Source organism: Mucilaginibacter celer (assembly GCF_003576455.2).
Lineage (GTDB): Bacteria > Bacteroidota > Bacteroidia > Sphingobacteriales > Sphingobacteriaceae > Mucilaginibacter > Mucilaginibacter celer.
Genome location: NZ_CP032869.1, coordinates 1719499 through 1742560, shown reverse-complemented (window position 1 = coordinate 1742560; position 23062 = coordinate 1719499). Strand labels below are relative to the sequence as shown.

Below are 23062 nucleotides of genomic sequence, written 5' to 3'. Positions count from 1 at the left end.
GTTTTTTTACTTGTCGATAGCTATGGTTCTTTCAGCAACGTTCCAGCCGCCAATGGTTACGGCAAGGTTTTTATCAGCATCCGGATTATGGTCGATTACAACTTTTTTGGTTTGGCCCGGCAATACGGTTACATAGTTATCGCTGTAAAATGCCGGAAGGATACGCTGTTTGGTATCAGCATTAACCAATGATAAACGGTTAAAGAACGCCAACGGAACGCTGCCCGGATTATTCAGTGTAACTTCAACCTTGTCGCCTTTGATATATTTAGCTGTCGCGGTTAAATCACCTTTAGGCATTTTTTGCAAGCCGCTGAAATTACCATCAGCATCGGGCAGCCAGTAAATATTCTCGCTGATCACTTCATTTTCTGATCTCAGCAATTGCAGGCATAAAAACAAACCTTTGTCCTTGGCATCCCTGTCAATTCCATGCTTAAGCGACAGGTATTTTTTGATGGTAGTTGGCGTAACATCTGCAAAAACTTTGGTTAACACCTTCTCTTTGCCATCCATATCATACGTTTTAACCACAAGCAGCATATTGCTGTAGGTTTTAAAAGTGTTATTGGCCACCATCACCATACCATCGCTTTGGTTATACATAATGTGCAATGGTTCGCTGCCGTTGTGTAAACCGTATAAGCAGGCGTTAGGATCAAGGTAATAATCATACATCTGGCCTCGCATGGCTGTCCACGGGTTTTGAGTTTTCCAGATAATGGTGCCGGTATACCAATCCCACATGTGCGAGCTGAAACCTTCCATCAGGCCGCGATATTGATCATAGTTTACCAATTGGGCTTTAGTAGCAAAATCTTCCACATTTTTGGCTTTGCCATATTTATCGATAAAGCCATCATAACCAATGTATTTGTGATAATCCCAAACCGGATCGGTTGTTGTTTTGCCGGTTGAGGCATCATATTTTGGCACAACCATGTTTTCGGCCGGAATAAAGCGTTTTAACGATTCATAATCGCTTACACCAACCGAACCAACTTCCGAGTTGAATGGATAGGTTCTGTAATCCCAGAAAGTGGTAAGCGGTTGTATACCGTAAGGACCATCGCCATTGCCCCCCTGTACATTGCGCGACATTTCTTCAGAGTTTGAGTAAGGGATAAACCAGCGGGTATTATCCAGCTTAGGCATAATGGTATCGCGCAGGGCTGCGAAAATATCCTCAGGCGGAGTAATCTCGTTGCCACCGCACCAGATAGCCAGCGAGGGGAAGTTACGTACCAGTTTAACCTGGTCTTCTATCGACTTTAAATACAGATCATGATCATCAGGGTATTTGCGGCGTGTCCATTGGTCGTCCAGCTTCATTGGGTCAGTCCAGCGGCCGTTGCAATCGCCCGATCCCCACATATCCTGAAAAACCAGCATACCATATTTATCGCAGGCTTCGTAAAACTCGGGGCGCTCAATCAATGCACCGCCCCAAACGCGGATCAGGTTCAGGTTCATATCCCTGTGGAAACGCACCTCGGCATCGTAACGGGCATCGCTAAAGCGCAGCATCTGATCAGAAATGATCCAGTTGCCCCCTTTAATAAATATCTTCTGTCCGTTAATATTAACCTGGCGGCTTTCGGTTTTAGCGTTCCACTCGGTAGTGATCTGGCGTACACCAACTTCAATAGTTTTCTGGTCGGATACTTTACTGCCTGCCACAAATTGTAAATTAAGCTTGTATAAATTTTGCGGGCCGTAGCCGTTTGGCCACCAGAGTTTAGGATTTTTCAGGCTGTAATCGGCCAGTTTCACCTCCTGTTTCGAATTGGCTTTCAACGTAACCGCCTGCGATACCAGCCTACCATCCAAATTATACTGTAAAGTTCCGCTAACAGGGGTGCCGGTAGCGTTTTCCAACCCGGCAGATACCTGCACAATTGCAGGCGCCTGCGCTCCTTCAGGTTTACGAATACCAGGAACCAGCGTAACCACATGAGGATCTTTAATAACAACAGCACCGGTATGTTCAATGATTACCTTATCCCAGATGCCGGTATTACGGTCGCGGATGGGTTGGATCCAGTCCCAGCCCGCTGTGTATTGAATGCCCACGCCGCGGGCAATGGTACCGTCGCCGCCCTGGCCGCCGTTGGGGTTACCTACCACGTCGGGCGGATAAACAATAACCGCTAAACGGTTATTATCATTTTTATTGAGCAATTTGGTAATGTTATAGCTTTGGCGCAGAAACATGCCTTTGTGCAGCTTGCTATTGAGCTTGTGCCCATTCAGGAACACATCGCAACTGTAGTTAACGCCGCGGAAGTTAAGATAAGTTTGATTGCTGCCGATTGGTGCGGCTTCTTTAAAATCTTTAACAAACCAGTAAGTATAATAGTCGCGGCCCACCTTATATATATCAGGTATTTTTTCATTGTTCATGCCGTAAAAAGGATCGGGCACCTGCTTGTTGGCCACCTGTGTTGTAAGCACCGTACCCGGCACTGTAGCATGGTTCCAGGTACCGATATCATAACCAGGCTGCGAAATAGCCGTGCCATTATCCTTTACGCTATTCATGGATACGCATTTCCATCCCTGGTTTAACTCATAAGTGGTTTGGGCTTTTGCATCCTGGTAAAAGCCTGAACTAAGGATTGATAACGCTAACGAAAATTTAAACAGTGCAGAACGGCCTGCCTTACGGGTTGTTGTCATTTATTTGGATTGGATGAATAGTCAAAAATAAAAACTGCAAAAACATTTTAGCATTAAAAGCACAGATATATTACACAGTTTTTCTGCATCTGATAACCTGGTTCGTTCTCACCCACACCAAAAGTACTCGTATTGTACTTAAATTCAACACAATACACCTATTCAATCATCTTAAAAAAATAAAAAAAGTAGGCTTATCTTTTTAAAAAATCAATTAAAATATATCCAATGCTCAGTTTTTTAAAGATCATTATAAAAACCGATACGCTCCCAAAACTTATTCTTAGTGAATAAATACTAACTTTAAAACCAATTAATAAATCACCTAAAAATGGCTTCTACCATAAAACACAAACTCCTATGCTGTTTGGCAGTACCTGTTATATTGCTAAATTTTTCTGTAGTAAAAGCTCAGACTCCTATTTACAAAGATGCTTCGCAATCGATTGACAAACGTGTAAACGATCTGTTATCCAAATTAACCATCGAAGAAAAAATTTCATTATTAGGCTACCGCAGCCAGGCAGTGCCGCGCCTGGGCATCCCGGCGTATAACTGGTGGAACGAAGCCTTGCATGGTGTTGCCCGTGCCGGCGAAGCCACCATATTTCCGCAGGCCATAGGCATGGCGGCTACATTTAATGATGACTTACTGAAACAGGTGTCTACCGCGATATCTACCGAAGCCCGTGCCAAATATAACCTTGCCATTGCGCAAGACAGGCACCTCCAATACATGGGGCTCACCTTCTGGACCCCAAACATCAACATCTTCCGCGACCCGCGCTGGGGGCGCGGGCAGGAAACTTATGGAGAAGACCCGTTTTTAACCGGCCGCATGGGTTCGGCCTTTGTAAAAGGTTTGCAGGGCGATGATCCGAAATACCTCAAAGCATCAGCCACAGCAAAACATTTTGCCGTGCACAGCGGGCCCGAAGCCACACGCGATAAATTTGATGCCCGGGTTGACGAAAAAGATCTGCGCGAAACCTACCTTTACGCTTTTCACGAACTGGTTAAAAACCATGTTGAATCGGTAATGAGTGCTTATAATGCCATTAATGGTGTACCCAACTCTATTAATAAAGTTTTGCTTACCGATATTCTGCGTAAAGAATGGGGCTTTAACGGCCACGTTGTTACCGATTGTGGTGCCCTTGATAATGTTTACACCCAACATAAAGCCTTGCCATCTGCCGTAGAAGTGGCTGCAGCCGCTATTAAAGCTGGAGTTGACCTTGACTGTTCGACAATATTGCAAAACGACGGGCTCAACGCTATTAAAAAAGGTTTGCTAACCGAAAAGGAGGTTGACCAGGCCCTTGGCGCTCTTTTGCGTACCGAATTTAAACTGGGTTTTTACGATGATCCGGCAGCTAACCCCTACCACGGTTATGGTGCCGACAGCGTGCACAATGAAGCCCATTTGGCGTTGGCCCGCAAGGTTGCACAGCAAAGCATGGTGCTGTTAAAAAACAACAATAATGTTTTGCCGCTTAAAAAAGCTAATTATTCGAGCATTATGGTACTTGGGCCAAACGCTGCATCGCTTGATGCCATGATAGCCAACTATCACGGTACCAGCAGTAAAGTGATCAATTTTGTTGAAGGCATTACCGCCGCGGTTGATAAGGGCACCCGGGTTGAGTATGATCTGGGCTGTGATTATAAAGACACCACCCACTTTGGCGGCACCTGGGCTGCAGGCAATGCCGATGCTACTATTGCCGTGATAGGCCTCTCTCCTGTTTTGGAAGGCGAAGCCGGCGATGCCTTCCTGGCCGAAAGCGGCGGCGACAAAAAAACATTGAGCCTGCCGGCCAGCGAGATTGCCTTTATGAAAGAGCTGCGTAAAAACGTAAGGAACAAACCACTTATAGCTGTTATTACAGCAGGCAGCGATATTGATGTATCAGCCATAGAGCCTTATGCCGATGCCATTATATTTGCCTGGTACCCGGGCGAACAGGGCGGCAATGCATTGGCCGATATTGTTTTTGGAGATGTTTCGCCATCCGGTCACCTGCCGGTTACTTTTTATAAGGATATGAGTAATCTGCCAGATTACAGCGACTATAACATGAAAGGCCGCACCTATCGCTACTATAACGGCCCTGTGCAATATCCCTTTGGTTTTGGATTGAGCTATACCTCTTTTGCTTATAAACTGGATGGCAAGTTAAAAGCTGCCTATAAAAAGGCTGATACATTGACGGTAAATGTAAACATAAAAAATACCGGTAAGTTTAAGGGAGATGAAGTGGTACAGGCCTATATCAAATACCCGGCTGTTGACCGGATGCCGCTTAAAGAACTAAAAAGCTTTAAGCGTATAAGCTTAAATCAGGATACAGAAGGTTTAGTTACCTTAAAAATACCTTTGCAGGATTTACAAAAATGGGATTTGAATACTCATAAATGGAAGCTTTATCCGGGTAATTACCAATTGGTGTTGGGCAGCAATTCGGCTGATGAAAAACTTGTTACCGATTTTAAAGTGGTTAATTAGGTTGATATCTACTTTAAATAAAAAGCCTTAAGAAACTCATTCTTAAGGCTTTTTTATTTATTAGCTCACACAAATACTTACACATTCACAGCGCAAAGTTCACGAACTTTAGCCACCACAAAATCCACCTCTTCCTTAGTGTTATACTTCGAGAACGAGAAACGCACCGAAGGCCTTGATGAGCTTGCACCGATAGCCGTTAACACATGCGAACCAATATCGCTACCCGAGCTGCAGGCGCTGCCGCCCGAAGCCGAAATGCCTGCGATATCCAGGTTAAACAACAGCATATCGCTCATTTCCATTTCGGGGAAGGCTACGTTAAGTACAGTATATAAACTTTTATCAGGATCGGTTTCGCCGTTAAAGCCTACACCAGGCACATTAGCGATTAACTGCTCCATCATGTACGTTTTTAAGCCCTGGATATGATTTTGGTGTTGCTCCATTTCGCCATAAGCCATTTCGAGCGCTTTGGCTAAACCTACTATGCCGTAAATATTTTCGGTACCGCCGCGCATATTGCGTTCCTGTGCGCCGCCATAAATAAAAGGTTTTATCTTTATTTTATGGTTGATATGCAAAAAGCCTACGCCTTTTGGTCCGTGTAGTTTATGGCCTGCGCATACCAGGAAATGAGCTTTCAACTTGCTCAAATCGTGCTGATAATGCCCCATAGTTTGCACGGTATCGCAATGGTAAATAGCATTGTACGCCTCGCACAAATCACCAATGCGTTCCATATCCGATAGTGTGCCTATCTCGTTATTGGCGTGCATTATTGAAACAAAACTGCGTTCGTTTTCTTTCAATAAAGTTTCGAGGTGATCATAATCAACCGCGCCCTTGCTATCGATGTTTACAAGGCTCAGTTTAATTAAACCTGCTTTTTCCATGGCTTCCAGCGTATGGAGCACTGCGTGATGCTCTATAGGGCTGGTAATGGCATGGGTAATGTTGTGATCGATAATACCACACCTGATGGCGGTATTATCGGCCTCGGTTCCGCTTGATGTAAAAAAGATTTCGGCGGGCGAGGTGTGCAGCAAACCGGCGATGGTTTTACGCGAACGCTCGATGAGGGTGCGGGCCTCCCTTCCGTGGGCATGTATTGATGATGGGTTACCAAATTGGTTCTCCATAACCTTGTACATCTCCTTCATCACTTCAGGATCGAGCGGTGTAGTGGCGGCATTATCAAAATAAACGCGCATTAGTTGTTAAAATTTATAAATTAATGGATCAGTAAACTTCAAAACACAAACCCGGCAATAATATATGGCCAGGCAACCAACGAAATTTATCGCCGGTTGCCCGTTATTTTTAATGCCGGAAAATTTAACCCTTCAGTTGTAAGATCTCTTTAATATCAGTGATGATCTTATTGGCCAGTCCGTTTGCCACTGTTTCAGAATTGCCTTCGGAGTAGATCCTGATAATGGGTTCGGTGTTTGACCTACGCAAATGTACCCATTCTTTATCAAATTCTATTTTCAGACCGTCAATTGTGGAGTGCGGCTGTTTGATATATTTTTCTTCCACCTTGCTCAAAAGGGCATCTATATCCATTTCGGGCGTTAAAGTGATCTTGTTTTTCGAAATAAAATAACCCGGATATGACGCGCGCAGGCTCGAAACCGATTTACCGTACTTAGCCAGATGGGTTAAAAACAAGGCGATACCCACCAAAGCGTCACGGCCGTAATGTAATTTAGGATAGATAACCCCACCGTTACCCTCGCCACCAATCACCGCGTTAACGGCTTTCATCTGGTTAACCACATTCACCTCTCCTACCGCGGCTGCGTGGTATTCGCCGCCTGCCTTTTCGGTAACATCGCGCAATGCACGGGTTGACGACAGGTTTGATACCGTATTGCCTACGTTGTTTTTCAGTACATAATCTGCAACGGCAACCAGCGTATACTCTTCGCCAAACATATTGCCATCCTCGCAAACAAAGCAAAGTCGGTCAACATCCGGATCAACAGCAATACCAAGGTCTGCACGCTTAGTAAGCACTTCTTTTGATAAAGCGATCAGGTTTTCAGGCAGCGGCTCCGGATTGTGCGGGAAGTTGCCATCGGGCTCGCAATATAATTCGTGAACGGTTTCAACACCAAGCGCTTTCAGCAAAGCAGGTACATAAATACCGCCAGTTGAGTTTACGCAATCAATCACTACTTTAAAATCGGCGGCCTTTATGGCTTCAACATCCACCAATGGCAGAGCCAAAATCAAATCGATATGTTTTTGCAGCCAGCTATCATCGTGGATTACTTTACCCAAATCATTTACATCGGCATAATTAAAATCGCTGTATTCGGCAATGGTTAAAACCTCCTTACCATCGGCATCGCTTATAAATTCACCGGCAGCATTTAACAATTTAAGGGCGTTCCATTGTTTAGGATTGTGGCTGGCAGTAAGGATAATACCGCCCGCGGCTTGTTCGCCGGTAACGGCAACCTCAACAGTTGGCGTTGTTGACAGGCCAAGATCGATTACATCGATACCCAAACCCTGCAATGTACCAATTACAAGGTTGTTCACCATCTGGCCCGAAAGACGGGCATCACGGCCAACCACAATTTTTTTGATCCCCGATTTTTTAACCGCCCATGAACCATAGGCCGAAGTGAACTTTACAATATCAAGCGGTGTTAAACCATCGCCAACAGCACCACCTATGGTGCCGCGTATACCCGAAATAGATTTTATTAATGTCAAAATGAGCTGTTTTTGGTGAGGTAAAAATAAAAAATATAAGCTATACCTTAAATAAATAGTGTTGTTTTACGCAATTACGCAATTGCCTGTATGCAAGGCTACGGTTAATCTGTTGCTTTTAATAGGCTGCAATTACCGCTTAATTGTCATTATTTAGCATTATTTTGGTTATTAACGACATAACCGCAGGGCTAAGTATTAAAATTTGAAGGATTTTTTACGCTATTTAATACCTTTGGCGATTACAGCAAACAAACACCTATAGCAAGCAACAATGCCCGACTTTTTATTAAACCTTGACAGGCATTTATTCTATTTTTTAAACCACGACTTATCCAACGTTTTTTTCGATTGGATAATGCCCATTTTGCGCGAACCCAAAACATGGATCCCGCTTTACGTTTTCATTATAGCTTTCTGCTTATGGAAATATAAGAAAAAAGGCCTCGTTATTATTTTGCTTTTAATAGCCTCAGTAGGCGTTGCCGATTTTACCAGCGGTGTGCTCATGAAACACAACATCCAACGCCTCCGCCCGTGCCGCGATCCGATTGTTTCGGCAACCGATATCAGCCGTGTGCCCTGCGGAAGCGGGTACAGCCTCCCATCAACCCACGCTACCGATCATTTTGCGATAGCTATGTTTTTGTGTTTTGTATTCGGTCGTAAATGGAAATGGATCTGGCTTTTGGGGATTTTGTGGGCGGCAAGCATTTGCTTTGCCCAGGTTTATGTAGGCGTGCATTTCCCTATTGATGTACTTTGCGGCGCTATTTATGGGGGCTTGGTAGGCTGGCTGTTTTCGTTATTATTTAAAAAACTACAACCTTCCTTTTAATGGGATACTGGAAAATACTTCTGCTTTTTTTCGCGGCCTTTTTTGGCGGCACTTCTGTTTTTTTGTTTAAAGGCGATAACCATAAAACCCTTAAACTGGTACTATCCTTTAGTGGCGCTTACCTGTTCGGTATCACCGTTTTGCACCTGATACCGGATGCTTATCATGGTAATGATAACTACGTAGGTGTATTTATACTGATCGGTTTCCTGTTCCAGATTGTACTGGAACAATTTTCGGACGGGATTGAGCATGGCCACATGCACAAACATCCGCATGATCTGGCTGTTTTCCCGATAGGTATTATGGCCAGCCTGTGCCTCCACGCCTTTTTAGAAGGCATGCCGCTTGCACAGGGCAATCAGGATCAACTGGTGTATGGCATCGCGCTGCATCATATCCCTGCCTCTTTTGCATTAGCCACCGTTTTGCTCACCAACAAACAAGGCAAAAACAAAACCATATTTTTTGTGGCCATATTTGCGCTGATGGCCCCCGCCGGGTATTTTTTCAGCAACGCGCTAAGTAATGGCAATATCGGTAACCTTCAACATTATTTTAACCGGATAATGGGTGTGGTTATCGGGATATTTTTACATATTTCTACTACGATTTTGTTTGAATCGAGTGCTGATCATCGCTTTAATATGCGGAAGATGATAGCTGTACTGGCGGGTGTGGCTATTGCTTTGCTGGGATTTTTGGAGCAGATGTAACTACACAATACTCGTTATCTGTTATTGTTAACAACTTCATTGCCGTTGGTTTTAACCAACGGAATAATTATACACCACAAAAGGGCTTTAGCCGCAATACCACTCGCATAGTTGGGCTAAAGCCAGGACTTTTCAGCTTTTTACACCGTTGGTTAAAACCAACGGCAATGAATCTTTTGTATTTTCAAACAACTTCTAAAGAAAAAAAAGGTGCGCCGATATCTCACCCCCGACGCACCCGTTACCAAATATCAATGGTAATCATCAACTAAACACCGGATCCATGTTTGGGTATGTCCCGGAATATTGTCTGAATCAGAATTTACAGAATTTGAGAATTTTCAAAATGCCGATTGATTAGATTCTGTTAATCCTAAAATTCTGTAAATTCTGATTCAGATTATTTCACATAAAAACTTCCTTTTAACCTGATATCTTCAGATGAACTGCCTACCATCACCTTAAACTCTCCGGGTTCAACAACTTGCTTCATCTGCCTGTTCCAGAGCATCAGTTCTTTATTATCTATCTTGAATTGCGCTGTACCGCTCTCTCCCGGTTTAAGGTTTATCCTTTTAAAACCTTTCAGGGATTTTACCGGTGTAGTTACACTGGCGATAACATCGCGCAAGTAAAGCTGGGCTACTTCTTCCCCTTCCACTTTACCAATATTTTTAATGGTGACACTTACGTCTACCGAACCATTCAGCGGGATTTGTTTCTGCGCTATCTTCAAATCAGAATATTCAAACTTGGTATAACTCAATCCATGACCGAAAGGGAACAAAGCCGATGTATCCTGATCAACATAAACATGTCTTGAAGTTGGTTTATGATCATAATAATAAGGAATCTGCCCTACCGAACGCGGGAAACTCATCGGCAATTTACCGGATGGATTCACTTTACCCAGCAATACATCAGCAATAGCCAAACCGCCGGTTTCGCCTAAAAACCATGATTCAACAATAGCGGGAATTTTTTTGGCAACCCAGTTAATACATAACGGCCTACCGTTAAATAAAACCACAACTGTGGGTTTACCGGTTTTATAAACAGCCTCAATAAGGCGGCTTTGCTGTTTATTCAGGTCGAGGTTGGCGCGATCTTTACCCTCTCCTACTTCGTTGATGTCCTCGCCTAAAACCACGACGGCAACATCGGATTGATTAACCATAGAGATTGCTTTTTCTAAATTTTCAGATTGCTTTACCGCTGATGTATCACCCGTATAACCTGGTTCAAACTTAATATCCAGATCATTCCCTGATTTTTGCTTTAAAGCATCCAAAATCGCTACGCCCTTACCCTGTTTGTTGGCATAACCACCCAGGTATGTGCTTTCGGCCAGCGGCCCGACAACTGCTACCGAATGCACATTTGGCCCGAGCGGTAATACATTGTTTTCATTTTTCAGCAAACTGATGCCTTCCTGTGCCAGTTTCAGGGCAACCTTGCGACTCTCTTCGGTCTGGTTTACTTTCTGTAGCAGATCGGTATCTATATAAGGATGATCGAACAAGCCTAACATAAATTTCACCCGCAATACGTTTGATACCGCCCGGTTCAGATCGGCCATCGAAAGCTTTTTATCTGCCAGTGCTTTGTTCATAGCCTTTTCAAACGGTACGTGCGGAAAATCATAAAACTGCATATCCATACCGGCAGTAAATGATTGGGCTAATGCATCGGATACATCGGTAGCTGTATTATGGTTGATGAGCGACATTTTCATCGCGCCTAAATCCGACAATACAAAACCTTTAAAACCCCATTCGCCGCGTAGTACATCTTTCAGCAACCATTTATTATCTACACAAGGGATACCATCTATCTCGCTGTAGGCCGCCATCATACCCATGGCTTTACCTTCTTTAACGGCCTTTTCAAACACATATAAAAACGATGATCGTGCTTCCCTCTCGCCCATATTAACCGGGGCCATATTACTACCGGCCTCCGGGATGCCATGCACCGCAAAATGCTTTGGCTCGGATAAAACCGCATTATGGTCGCTCAATTTATTCCCTTGCAAACCTTTTACCATAGCAACGCCGTTAGCCGCCGATAGGAACCGATCTTCTCCATAAGTTTCTTCAACACGTCCCCAGCGAGGATCACGTGGCAAACAGAGTACCGGGCCTAATACCATGTTTACACCATGCGCCCGCATCTCTGTACCTATAACACGCCCGGCTTTATGCACATTGGTAGTGTCCCAGGCACCGGCCAGCGCCATCGGGCTTGGAAAGGTGGTACTACCCAGTCCCTCGTAACCGTGCAGGCCTTCTTCAATAAAAAGTACCGGGATACCCAATCGCGTTTTTTCGACCGCGTAACGTTGGATATCATTACTTACTTCGGCAGTAAGCGGGTACAAGTCATGTACAGAGCCAATACCCTCCGTACCGATATAAATCCGGGCACTATCCGAAATCGAGGCGGCTTCGTGCCCCTGCATATTGGCCACCTCCTTTCCCCAGTACATATCCAGCTGACGGATTTTTTCGGTTGTGGTCATGCGGCCAAGCAAATCAGCAACACGTTTTTCAACCGGTAACGAAGCATCCTTGTACGGGAGCTTAACAATGGGTTTAGGGGTATTAAACGAACAAAAAGTAGTTACTAAAAGAACCGATACAAAGGCGTTCTTTCGCTTCATAAAATTTATAATTGGCAAGGTTAATTGTTACCGGCACAAGCGATTGTTTGTGTGGATTCATAAATCCGGCCCGGTTTATCAGAAGCTAAAACTATGCGCAGTGAAATAATAACTCATTAATAAAACATTAAAAAACCGGGCTCAATCGTCATTAATGCAAATAAATTTAATAACCCCTCTACTTTTTTACCGGCGGCGGCATATCGGCTGTTAATGGCACCTGCTTACGCAGCATCTTGGCAGCATATCCGGTTAAATACAGGTAATAATCATTAGGGATATCATCTTCGTAAGTAACAAATGTGCTTAAACCAACAGGAGGATTTTTTGATGCTTTGAGGATGGCAGTACCCTCGTCAACCTCATCAAACATGGCCACATACAGCATTTCGGCACCGCTGTTGATAGCTCCGTTGATCTGTTTCCAGTAAAAATGGCCCCGGTTGCGCGGAATCTGGTTTTGCTTTGCCCGTGGGTTCATGTTATGCCAGCTAAAACCGGGGAATACCGTTGGCACATAATCAATATTATTGCTTTTGCACCAGGCTATGTCCTCGGCAATGCGGTGCTGAAATGCAGGATAGGCATCTTCATTAAAACGGCCCACAAACCAGGGGTGCACAATGTCTACTTTCTTTATCAGATCGTGCAGGTGCGGATCATTCTCGGTATCGTTACCAAAATCGCGCCAGTAGGTTGGTACGCCCAACAGTATGGCGCAGCCACCATAAACCGGGTCGTTCTTTAAAAAATCGATGATCTTTTCGCCTTCGGTTAAGCCGTAGCAACGATGATCGTTAAAACCGATGCCCCAAACTGCCACCAGCGGCTTGCCGTTATGGTAAAGCCAGGTTTGGTTATTGCCCCGGTTGGTTACCTTCAGGCTATCAATCAGGTGTTTCCAATCTTTAATCACCAACGAGTCGCCGCCTGCGTTCATGCCCGAAAGGTCATACATCACCGTGATCGCCCTGTGATATTTTTGCGCGTATTTGAGCGCGTTACCAAGCACCACATCGTTATGATGTTTGCCTGCGCCACGCTGCACATCGCCAATAAAACGCTGTACAAAAACACCATCAACGCCGTATTGCTGCATCCATTTAAAATGGGTTTCGGTTGATGAGGCATCGTACGAACTGTACAGGTAAGCATCGCTGCCGTCGGCCAGTTTAAATGGTGTTTTGTAGGTTTTGGGATATTCGCTTACATCGGGCCAGATATCGATATTGGTAAAGCCCGGTTCAAATTTGCCGTGCGATACATAGTGGTTCCACCAGCGGTTGCCGCCGTCGCCGGGTGCATTGAACCAGCCCTGGTAACCTGCCATTACCAAACCTTTGTAGCTTTTAAAGGCTGATGTTTTGCTGTGCTTCAGTTGCGCGTTCGCAATGGCGCATAGCAGTAGCAGCAAGATGCTAAAAACGTGTTTTTTCATCAGGATAGAATTTTAATATGTGTTAATTTTATTGCTTAGATAGCTCTTAGAAAACGTCATTGCGAGGTACGAAGCAATCCCCGATTAGCAGGTCCGCTCTGTACAGTTCGCGATTGCTTCGCACCTCGCAATGACATAATGAGGAATGTTAAATCCCCCAGCTTTTATTCGGCTTCGGTCCCATATCCAATTCCAATGTGCCGCCAGCCATTAATTGCTCATGCGTAAACAACGGCTTGTTAAGCACCTGCCCGTTAAACTTAGCGCTTTGTATATACTTGTTCACTACCGAACAGTTGTTAGCTACCAGCTTAAACTGCTTACCGTTTTGCAGGTTGATAGTAACCTTGCTAAACACAGGGCTACCAATAGTATAAACAGGCTTGCCAGGAGTAATAGGATAAAAACCCATAGAAGAGAACACCACAAAGGCCGACATCCCCCCGCCATCTTCATCACCCGGGATACCGAAGATGTTATCCTTGTACCACACGTCCAGTAAAAACCTCACGCGTTTTTGGGTTTTCCATGGAGCACCTGCAAAGTTGTACAGGTACGGGATATGGAAACTCGGCTCGTTACCCATCGAAAACTGGCCCACCAAACCCGTTGCATCCGGAAACTTAGCCCAAAACTGGTATTTACTCCTGTCAAGGCTTTCGCGGAACAGCTGATCCAACCGAGCCTGGAATTTATCCTGACCGCCCATCAAACCGGCGAGACCAGGGATATCGTGCTGCACCTGCCACAGGTAAGTCCAACCGTTGTTTTCATCGTAAAATTCGCGACCGCCTAAACCACCATCAAACTTAGGGTCGATATCTATCCAGTTACCGTCTTTATCTTTGGGGATAAACATTTGCTTATCATTATTCCAAAGATTTTTATAGTTGAGGGCGCGTTTGGCAAAGGTTTGCTCATCGTTAGTTTTCTTCAACTCTCCTGCTAACTGGCCAACCGCCCAGTCATCATAAGCACCGCCAAGGGTTACGGCTACAGCCTGGCGTTTTTCAAAGCCATGCACAAGGCTTACGGTTTCCTTTTCGCCTTTTTTCAGGGCCGGGAAATAACCTTTTTCATGATAAAAATCATCCAGTTCGCATTTCGGGCCGTTCTCCCATGGCAGCATGGTGGCTTCGTTCGCGTTTTTCAGTACGCCTTCGTAGGCTTTGTTTATATCAAAACCGCGGATGCCTTTGCGATAATCATCCAGAAACATCACTGTTGAGTGGAAACCATTCATACATGGATTATCGCCAAACAATACCGGGAAGGTGGGCATCCATCCGCTTTGCTCATATTCGTTAACGTACGAATTCAGCATATCCGATTCCAATTTCGGGTTTAATATCGTACGCAATGGGTGCAGCGCCAGGTAGGTATCCCAAACCCAATCATCTACATAAAACGGACGGTTACTGTCGTGAATCTTTTTATCGTAGCCGCTGTAGTAATGACCGCCTTCGTTAATATCAACCATACGTTCGTTGCAACGATACAAAGCGGTGTAAAACGAGCGGCGTTGGGCCTCGGTACCGCCTTCAGTCTCAATCTGGCCCACAACTTTGGCCCAGGTAGCTTTACCTGCGGTTTTTAAAATCTCGAAACCGGCGCTGCCAAATTCATCATTAAAGTTTTGTTTGGCCTGTTGAGGGCTTACGTACGAGATGGCGTATTTAAATTCGATCACATCAGGCGCATCGGCGGCGAAAGTGATGTAAGATTTCAGATCTTTTCCATCTACAGATGCCTGCTGAACGAGGGCCTTATCTTTTACAATCCCAGGAGTCCCTTTGGCGTTGAACCGGCCGTATACATATACCTTGATATCATCATGATAAGTTTCAAAACCAGTTAGCTCGTTTCCGCTTGTAAAAGTAAAATTGGCTACGCCATCGTTGTACAACCCGAACAAAATGCTTTTTGAAGCGCTTTTAGCGGGGAACGAAAATTTATAGTCGCCTACTTTTTTACCGGGGGTAAACTCTACGGTGATATCTTTATCGATCAGATACGTTGAGTAATACCAAGGGCGGGTAACTTCCAGGTCATGATCATAAGCCATCCGTTCATCCCACGAGGCAGCGGTTAGCTGTTTATTGTCCGGCTTAACAGAAAACACCTCTCCCAAACGGTGCGATACAACATTGAGCGGAAAGCTGGAGATCTGATCGTCGATATAGTCGCTTCGTACAGGCAGCATCCTAATCATCTGGTTAGGTAGATGCGCAGTTGGCCGGGTGGGCTCCAACAGTGCGCCAACGTTGCCAATATGCGGATCGATGTATTGCAGGTTGCCTTCATCTTTAGTTTGGGCGTATACCGCCGTGCAAAAACTACTGATACTGATTACCGTGGATAAAAACAGCGGTTTCAACAACCGAGGGAATGGGCTTGGCATGAGTGTTATTTTATATTGATAAATCGTTTTTTCTGTCGATGTAAAAATACAAGCAACAGGGGTTAATTAATTGGTGTATTTCCAGAAAAATCGTTTTAATGCATGTTTTCAGGAGGCACCTACGGAGCCAAAAATTTTCTAATTTGTAGGTCTACAAACATGGTACTCCTACGGAGTTTTACTTGCGGTTTATTAACTCCATAGGAGTACCATGTTTATAGCGAAAATTTAATCATTTTTTTGGCTCCGTAGGCGCCTCCTGTTATGCGATACGATTAACCGGTAACAGCCCCAAAATTGCCCTTACAACTTAATTAATCATTAAAAATTGATTAATTAACCCAATAAATATCAATTGTAACAGATTTTATTCAAGAATTGAATGAAAATCGCGCTCAAAGGCTTCGCCGTAAATAGCCTTGTACTCTTTATTAAAACTTTCGAAGGTATTTTTAGCCAATGAGTGCTTGCCGATATGGGCCAGCGCCTTGCATTTAATGATCATAGCCTCTTCGTTAACCGGGTCGAAATAGAAGATATCATTGGCAAGCTTGATCAAAAACTCGGGATCATCGGCAACTTTGATGGAATTTGCAAACTGGATGTACGAATCGGTGATCTCGTTAGATACTTCCGATTTAAAAGCATCCAGCCATTCGTACTCAATATTCGACAGGAAATTGCCCCGCTGGGTGATATGCGTAAGCTGAATGATCTTTTGTTTATTGAGTTTGCTTTTGTTAGATACGATATTGAGGTAATTATGATAATCTACCTGAATCTCGTTATAATCAATTTCAATTTTCCAGTAGCCCGTATCTTTTGATAGATGGCAATGGCCCATTTTATCCAACAGCGATTTTAGCTTGGCGATGTTTACCGAGCGATTATTACGCGCGCTCTTTTCTGATTTATCAAACCACAATATCTCATTCAGTTTTTCAGAACTCACCCCCCTGTCAAACTTTACCGAATACATCAGTATCACCAAAAATAGTTCTTTTAACAAAGGCGTAAAATATTTGGTGATCTCGTTACCGTCGGGCGTAAACAACTGCAGGTCGCCAAATAAAAATATGGCGTTTTTGTTGGGGTGCAGCCTGCTTTCTACAGGTTCTTCAGCGGCAACTGGCAACGGTTCGGGCTGATTGGCCGTAGTTGTAACCGGTTCAGCAATTTCTACCGGAGCCTGAGGTAAAGGAAGTACATTAGTTTTTTTACGTCGTTTATATACTATAAAAACACCTACACTCAATAAAATAACGCAGGCTCCTCCTATCCAAAACACAGGTTTAATGCCCGCAGCTTCAAGCAGGCTCTCGGCTACCGGCTCGGGCGGACTAAGCAGCGAGTATACCCTCACCCTGGTATGGTCATTCTCCTTAAACAAGGTAACCGCCAAAAACTTGCCGCTATGCGGCAGATAGTACAAATCAGCATACGCATTCACGTCATGAAACAAAAACGGAATGGTATCGCCCACCATGTGATACGACGGCTTATCGAGCGAACCGGTAATCAACTGTAAACTGGAGTTGAATTTATGTTGAGGAAAGATCAGGCCATAATAACTTTTGCTTTTGGAGTCGATAACCAAGGAGTTGGCGAATACAAAATCCTCGTTCTTTACATCGATACTGAATAGTTTTTTAAAAGTCTTGTCCTTCACTGTGTACCGAACCATATCGTACAAATTGCGCGGATTAACAATTTGCTGCCCCGACGCGCTGCCATAACCACCGATAACGTAAACGGTATCGCCATTGGCGTTGGCACCCAAACCCGCCAGGTAACGCGGCGTAAAAGTATCGCCTTTGTATTTGATCTTTTCCCAGCGTTGGTTGTTAATGTTGTACCTGCGTACGCTATCCTTATAAACCAGCTGCCCGTAACCGCCTATGGTATAAACCGAACTATCTGCTTTAGAGTAAAATTTATTGATATGCCCGTTATTGGTAGCAAAATTATGATAGCCTTTATCCCATTTACCGGTAGTAAAATCATAAGTACCCATGGCTGTTTGGTCCATATACAGGTAATACAGCCTGTTATTGGCGTACAAGGCCTGATCACCGGGTACCAACAACTGCCTGCCCGAGGCGTAGGCAGTGCTTTTTAATTGCGGAGTTTTATTAACCGAATAAGTAACCAACGAATCGGCAGTGATCACAAATACATCTTCGTTGGCTGCGTCGAATGCCGTGCTCGCGTCACCGGGAACATTAAATTCCTTTTCCAGCTGCCAATTACGGTGGCGGGCTTTGATCCAGAGCGGGTTGTTTACCGTACCGTTGTTTTGATTTACGGTTTCGTTGGCAACATTGCCCTGCCATTCGCTCAGTGGCCAGTTGGCTATCAGTTTATCATTTTGTGATGCATTGATATCCCGCAGTTTAAAAGGCGGCACATCGGTAGTTTGAAACTGGCGCGATGAGTTGGCACCGAATAATAGTTTATAATTGGCACTTCGTTTTAAGTGGATGCCGGTTTCGCTCATCTGATCCTTACCCGAAATAACCGTGATCTTATCGCCTTTATAATCAATAATAATCCTCAGTTTATTCCAACGTTCAAAAAGCTGCTTTTCATCTATGTTGAAAGAAATTTTGGACAGGCGCTCGCCAACTATGATCTTAAAATGTTTGGTATTGGCCTGGTTGTCATAAACAAGGTCGATGTTTTGGTTTTCGTCCCCTATCAGCCTTAAAATGTAGCCGAAATAAATAGCCCGGTTGGGTAAAAAAGTAACATCGAATGATAGTTCGAATTTATCCCTCTGTGCAAGATTGTTGAGATTAAGCTCCAAGCCAGTCCGCTTATCCTGCACCACCTCATGGCTGTAAAACCCCAGACCGTACGATTGCGCACGACAAGGAGACATGAACAGGCAATTCAATAAAATAACCGCTATTATCCCGGATAAAAAAAATCTCATGTTGATAAGTACACCTCAGGCATTACAAATATGTACCGCGCTGTATTTATAATTCAGGCCTAAAACGTTGTTTTTAATTGGCGTTATTGGCTAAAATTACAACAAATACCGTTCAATTTCAAAGATTTTAATTAGTTGATGATTCGCCGGTGATAGTAAAATTTAACCGGCTAAAAACCATCAACCATTAGCCATAAACCAAACAAAACGCAGGCATTTAAGCGTCAATAAGTTAGTAAGCTATTACTTAGTGTACTGTAACAATTTCATATTAATTTGGAGCGGGTATAGCATAGCCCGTAGCGTTCAAAATAAAATCAACAATGGGTGTTGGGTTAGGTAAACTATGCGGGTGATGCTTAAAACCGGGCTTGTGAATTACGGTTATAGACCCGCCCAGCGCATTCACTTTTTGTTCAAACAGCAATGTATTTTTTGAAGGGTCAACAGCTTCGTCATCATCAGCCGAAAGGTGTAGCATCGGGAAGCCACCTTTTACAATTTGTTCCACCTGATCTATCGGGCTTACTTTTAGCGAGCCGATATCCGAAGCCCTGTTCAAATTGAAATCTTTTTTGAGGGTAGCCGAATCGGGCCAATATTTCAGGTCGAGCAAGGCGTTATCAGCGTAAGTCGCCGATACTTTGTTGGGGTTAACCGCCGCCCAGTTGTACATGTAAATACCACCCCTGCTCATCCCTTCTAATACGGCTTTCTTACCCAGACCTGCACCGGTAAGCATTTTGTAAAAATCGTTCCAATAACCAATGGCTTCGTTATTGCCTAACAGTTCGGCAACATCGCAGTATACGATATGGAAACCGCGCTCTAACAGGGCAATATCGGTTTGCGGCTCATGCCCCCAGAAACGAGCCCGCCATACCCATGGATGGCCTTTAGCCGCCCATTTAGGTTTTACAACTTTACTGTCGCGGCCATCGAAAGTAAATTCGGCACAGGGGTAGCCGTAAAAATTACTTTCCTTTATTTGCTGGTTCATTTTGTCGAAGACGTTGAAGGCAATATCACGCTGCTGCACAACAACATCATACAATCTTTTGGCGGTAACCGCGGTGCCTTCCAAATTGGGGTGGATTTTATCGGGCATCCAATCTTCATGGTTTACAAACAGCGAGTGAAGATCAATTAGCTCAAGATGCTCATCATAAGCAACATTTCGTAATTTGGGTATGATGCTGTTCACGATCACTTTATCGTAGATCTGGTTGGTGTCCTTTTGAAACGAAGGGATGGGCAGCAACAAAACGATGCGCGGGTGCGAGGGCAGTTGAGCGAATGAGCGGATCAGATCGTGATAGTCTTTTTCATACTCATCCAGATGTACACGGTTTACCGCCTTGGCATCGTTGCCGCCCAAATCAATAAACACCATATCCGGATTACTTTTTAATGCTTTTTGATAGGCATCTGTACTCCAATACGATAGGTCGCCTCTGCGCAAAAGCGTGGCGCTGCTTACACCAAAGTTGCTTACCTCATAGCCATTGCCCAAGAGCTTTTGAAGCTGCGCCGGGTACGATTGCGTTGCCGGATTGGGCAACGTAGCGCCATAAGTTATACTTGCACCTATACAGGTTATTCGTTTAACAGCCTTTGCCGGCAATACCAAACAAAGGGCTATCAATATGTTGATGATATTTTTCATGGGATTATTTTTTTAAGCTCAGGTCTACCACATCGGCCATGCGGCTTGCCGGGGTAACTTTTAAACCGGTAAGTTTACCATTAACCACTTTACCCTCAACCGTGGTTTTGTAGGGGGCATTCAATTTAAAATCGGCATCCCATCCTTTAGGCCAGGCTGGTAACAGCATAATCTTTTTCCCTTCCGATTGCATCAGCATCAGCTGTAAACCATTCTCTCCGTTTCCGCCGTTGTCTTCATCGGGCATATAATCATTTCCCCTGTCCCAAAATGCCGGGAATTTTAAAGCCGGATCTTTACGTGTGAGCGCGAAGCTGGTATAATCTTTAGCTACTTCGGCATCGCCAATTAAAGCTGCCTGGATGGGATCCTGAACCCAGCAGCCTTTAGCCCGTTGTTTGCGTGCGTTAAACGTATTTACGGCTACATCCAAATCAGGTTTATCTAAACCATAAACTCTGAAAGGGTAAATAGCATACAACTCGGGGTTTTCGCTGTTGAATGATTTGGCAGTTTGCGGGCCGGTGTAAGGCAGCAATACAGTTTTTCCATCATGCTCCGCTTTCGGCAACGGCGGCAACTCGTTATAAAATCGCTGCCATTTTTCTTTCTGGTCATCGCTGATTATGTTTTTAGGCAGTTTGATCATCCGGCTTAAAACCGCATGCAAACCGGCAATATCGGGTGCAGGGTTGTGTACCTTCCAAAACATTTCTATCGCGTTATCCGGATCAAGCAATAATTTGCCTGTGCTGTCGCGTTTAAAATGCTCATCAAAAAAATGTAAGCCCGCAGACGCAACGGGTAGCAAAGTTTTCCTGGCAAAATCAGCATCGCCGGTGTATTCATAATAGTCAAGCATCATCATGCTCAGTTCCAATATCGGCGTAAAGTAATGGTTGGTGTAGTTCTGTTTTACCTCAGGGCTCATATAACTCAGGCCGCCCCAAAAGGGTGCCGTCTCGGCAAAGTAGGCCCCTCCGTGTTTATAAAAACCTTGTACCTGTTTGGCATTGGCAGGCAAAATATTAGCATACATCCTAAACAGGGGCAGCATCATATCAAAATCGCCGGCCATTAAACGTGGCCAGTACATGGGGCGTGTATTCTGGAACCAGTATTGGCCTCCCCACGACCGGTAATCGGCATTAACGTTTTTAGCGGGATTATCGATCACGAAAATTGAACCGTTGAACTTAATGGGATAAGCGCCCCTCCCCGCGCAAGCGGTAACAAATCGCTGTAAAATATAACCCTCCGTAACTTTTTGAGCCAGTTCATCGCCACTTACAAATATGCTGCTCCTGTTCCAGAATTGCTGCCACCATTTTTGATGTGCAAGGCGGGTTTGTTCAAGGTTGAGTTTTTCGATGTTTTTAACCTGCGCTTCCAGCTTATTAAACCATTGGTTTCCGCTGCCTGCAATACTCGTTAATGGATAGATAGAAATAACCTGCGATGTAACACTTCCCGGAGTTTGCAAACTTGCCTCGTCCTTATTCGCTAAGCCATTCCCTTTTATAATTGCGCCGAAGGTGAGGTTTGCCAAATGCGGATCGCTTGTGGCCGGGTTATGGTGATACCAGGCGATGCTACCTTTTCTATCTGCCAGTACCGTATCTGTTTTACCCGCACGCCAATTTTCCAGTTTAATGCCAACGATTGCCTTCCCGGCGCTTTTTGTTTCAACCCGGATAACAGGATGATTGGCATCCACCCAAATTCTGTATTGAACAGCCGAACTCCCCTCACCTACCTGCGCCCAGATCTCGCCGTTTTGAAGTTTTAAAACCTGTTTGAATTTGCCGCCTGTATTAAGCGGATTGGGATTTACAGAAATCCTTACTGCACCTAATTTCATCAGCACGCCGCCCTGCTTCATCCAGTCGTCCTTTTCGGCGTCTGGTTCGCCCCAGGCATCGGTTTTGCTGATATAAAACAGCAGGTCGCCATTTTTTTCGAACCAAACGTTGAGGCCGATATCGCCATTACCTAACGGCATGGATTGGGCCGATGTTGGGCCGGGGGTATCCCAGGTTACATTATATTGATCGAGCTTTTTATTTAAGGGGGATTGTGCAAAGCCTTGTAAAGCTGAAAATAAAAACAGGCACAAGGCCGGTAAAGGCAGTAAACGTTTAAAAATCATAATTAAGCAGATAGTATTAAAACGGATTAATTGGTTAGCTGAAATTACCTGCCTAACTTAATAAAAGATTAAAAAAGTATTAACCTCACAAATTAGTTACAATCGATTGCGGAGAGGATTTGCAAGGTTGTGATTTTAAGCACGCAAAGGCGCAAGGACGCTAAGAAAATGTTTGAAAACCATTAAATGAAAATGGCAATCTCCATAAACGTCATTGCGAGGCACGAAGCAATCCCCGATTAGCAGGTCCGCCCTGTATAGTTTGGGATTGCTTCGTGCCTCGCAATGACGTTCGGGGTAAAAAGCTTTTTAGAGCATCTTAATAGCTACCCTACACCT

General features: G+C 44.4%; 12 protein-coding genes. 3 read left to right on the top strand and 9 right to left on the bottom strand.

What is annotated here, in order from left to right; translation table 11 throughout:
• Positions 1-6: 6 nt before the first annotated feature.
• On the bottom strand, positions 7-2679 hold the full coding sequence (locus HYN43_RS06850) for a glycoside hydrolase family 2 protein (protein WP_119408737.1): 2673 nt from the start codon (positions 2677-2679) through the stop codon (positions 7-9).
• Positions 2680-3010: 331 nt separating this feature from the next.
• On the opposite strand from HYN43_RS06850, the gene HYN43_RS06845 reads away from it, so the two are divergent.
• Positions 3011-5188: a glycoside hydrolase family 3 protein gene (locus HYN43_RS06845; RefSeq protein ID WP_119408736.1), complete on the top strand. Its 2178-nt coding sequence runs from the start codon at positions 3011-3013 to the stop codon at positions 5186-5188.
• A gap of 77 nt (positions 5189-5265) precedes the next feature.
• On the opposite strand, the gene HYN43_RS06840 is transcribed toward HYN43_RS06845, so the two are convergent.
• Both HYN43_RS06840 and glmM read right to left on the bottom strand, forming a co-directional pair.
• A complete protein-coding gene (locus HYN43_RS06840) occupies positions 5266-6402 on the bottom strand; it encodes a cysteine desulfurase family protein (protein ID WP_119408735.1) in 1137 nt (378 codons plus the stop codon).
• A 124-nt stretch (positions 6403-6526) separates the two neighbouring features.
• The gene (gene glmM / locus HYN43_RS06835) at positions 6527-7918 is read right to left on the bottom strand and encodes a phosphoglucosamine mutase (protein ID WP_119408734.1); all 1392 of its coding nucleotides are present in this window, start codon (positions 7916-7918) and stop codon (positions 6527-6529) included.
• Positions 7919-8192: 274 nt separating this feature from the next.
• On the opposite strand from glmM, the gene HYN43_RS06830 reads away from it, so the two are divergent.
• The gene (locus HYN43_RS06830) at positions 8193-8756 is read left to right on the top strand and encodes a phosphatase PAP2 family protein (protein WP_119408733.1); all 564 of its coding nucleotides are present in this window, start codon (positions 8193-8195) and stop codon (positions 8754-8756) included.
• Entirely contained in the window at positions 8756-9472 is a 717-nt protein-coding gene (locus HYN43_RS06825) for a ZIP family metal transporter (protein ID WP_119408732.1), read from the top strand. Before HYN43_RS06830 ends, HYN43_RS06825 begins: the two co-directional genes overlap by 1 nt.
• Before the next feature lie 400 nt (positions 9473-9872).
• Here HYN43_RS06825 and HYN43_RS06820 read toward each other — a convergent pair whose 3' ends face one another.
• The 6 genes from HYN43_RS06820 to HYN43_RS06795 all read right to left on the bottom strand — a co-directional run bounded on the left by HYN43_RS06820 (position 9873) and on the right by HYN43_RS06795 (position 22723).
• Positions 9873-12134, bottom strand: coding sequence for a glycoside hydrolase family 3 N-terminal domain-containing protein (locus HYN43_RS06820; RefSeq protein WP_119408731.1), 2262 nt, complete (start codon positions 12132-12134; stop codon positions 9873-9875).
• Between the two features lie 178 nt (positions 12135-12312).
• On the bottom strand, positions 12313-13572 hold the full coding sequence (locus HYN43_RS06815) for a glycoside hydrolase family 99 protein (RefSeq protein WP_119408730.1): 1260 nt from the start codon (positions 13570-13572) through the stop codon (positions 12313-12315).
• Between the two features lie 148 nt (positions 13573-13720).
• Positions 13721-15973: a GH92 family glycosyl hydrolase gene (locus HYN43_RS06810; RefSeq protein ID WP_119408729.1), complete on the bottom strand. Its 2253-nt coding sequence runs from the start codon at positions 15971-15973 to the stop codon at positions 13721-13723.
• A 367-nt stretch (positions 15974-16340) separates the two neighbouring features.
• Positions 16341-18908 carry a Kelch repeat-containing protein gene (locus HYN43_RS06805; RefSeq protein ID WP_162996347.1) on the bottom strand — a complete coding sequence of 856 codons (2568 nt, stop codon included), beginning with the start codon at positions 18906-18908 and terminating at the stop codon, positions 16341-16343.
• 271 nt (positions 18909-19179) lie between these two features.
• On the bottom strand, positions 19180-20574 hold the full coding sequence (locus tag HYN43_RS06800) for a GDSL-type esterase/lipase family protein (RefSeq protein WP_119408727.1): 1395 nt from the start codon (positions 20572-20574) through the stop codon (positions 19180-19182).
• A gap of 4 nt (positions 20575-20578) precedes the next feature.
• Positions 20579-22723 (bottom strand): DUF5703 domain-containing protein, encoded by a 2145-nt coding sequence (locus HYN43_RS06795; protein ID WP_119408726.1) that lies wholly within the window; start codon positions 22721-22723, stop codon positions 20579-20581.
• Positions 22724-23062: the final 339 nt, after the last annotated feature.

What these genes read in the sequence shown, in the direction of transcription:
- HYN43_RS06840 (WP_119408735.1), bottom strand. Translation starts at nt 6,402, where the DNA reads ATGCGCGTTTATTTTGATAATGCCGCCACTACACCGCTCGATCCTGAA.
- HYN43_RS06795 (WP_119408726.1), bottom strand. Translation starts at nt 22,723, where the DNA reads ATGATTTTTAAACGTTTACTGCCTTTACCGGCCTTGTGCCTGTTTTTA.
- HYN43_RS06805 (WP_162996347.1), bottom strand. Translation starts at nt 18,908, where the DNA reads ATGAGATTTTTTTTATCCGGGATAATAGCGGTTATTTTATTGAATTGC.
- HYN43_RS06820 (WP_119408731.1), bottom strand. Translation starts at nt 12,134, where the DNA reads ATGAAGCGAAAGAACGCCTTTGTATCGGTTCTTTTAGTAACTACTTTT.
- HYN43_RS06850 (WP_119408737.1), bottom strand. Translation starts at nt 2,679, where the DNA reads ATGACAACAACCCGTAAGGCAGGCCGTTCTGCACTGTTTAAATTTTCG.
- HYN43_RS06830 (WP_119408733.1), top strand. Translation starts at nt 8,193, where the DNA reads ATGCCCGACTTTTTATTAAACCTTGACAGGCATTTATTCTATTTTTTA.
- HYN43_RS06800 (WP_119408727.1), bottom strand. Translation starts at nt 20,574, where the DNA reads ATGAAAAATATCATCAACATATTGATAGCCCTTTGTTTGGTATTGCCG.
- HYN43_RS06845 (WP_119408736.1), top strand. Translation starts at nt 3,011, where the DNA reads ATGGCTTCTACCATAAAACACAAACTCCTATGCTGTTTGGCAGTACCT.
- HYN43_RS06825 (WP_119408732.1), top strand. Translation starts at nt 8,756, where the DNA reads ATGGGATACTGGAAAATACTTCTGCTTTTTTTCGCGGCCTTTTTTGGC.
- HYN43_RS06815 (WP_119408730.1), bottom strand. Translation starts at nt 13,572, where the DNA reads ATGAAAAAACACGTTTTTAGCATCTTGCTGCTACTGCTATGCGCCATT.
- HYN43_RS06810 (WP_119408729.1), bottom strand. Translation starts at nt 15,973, where the DNA reads ATGCCAAGCCCATTCCCTCGGTTGTTGAAACCGCTGTTTTTATCCACG.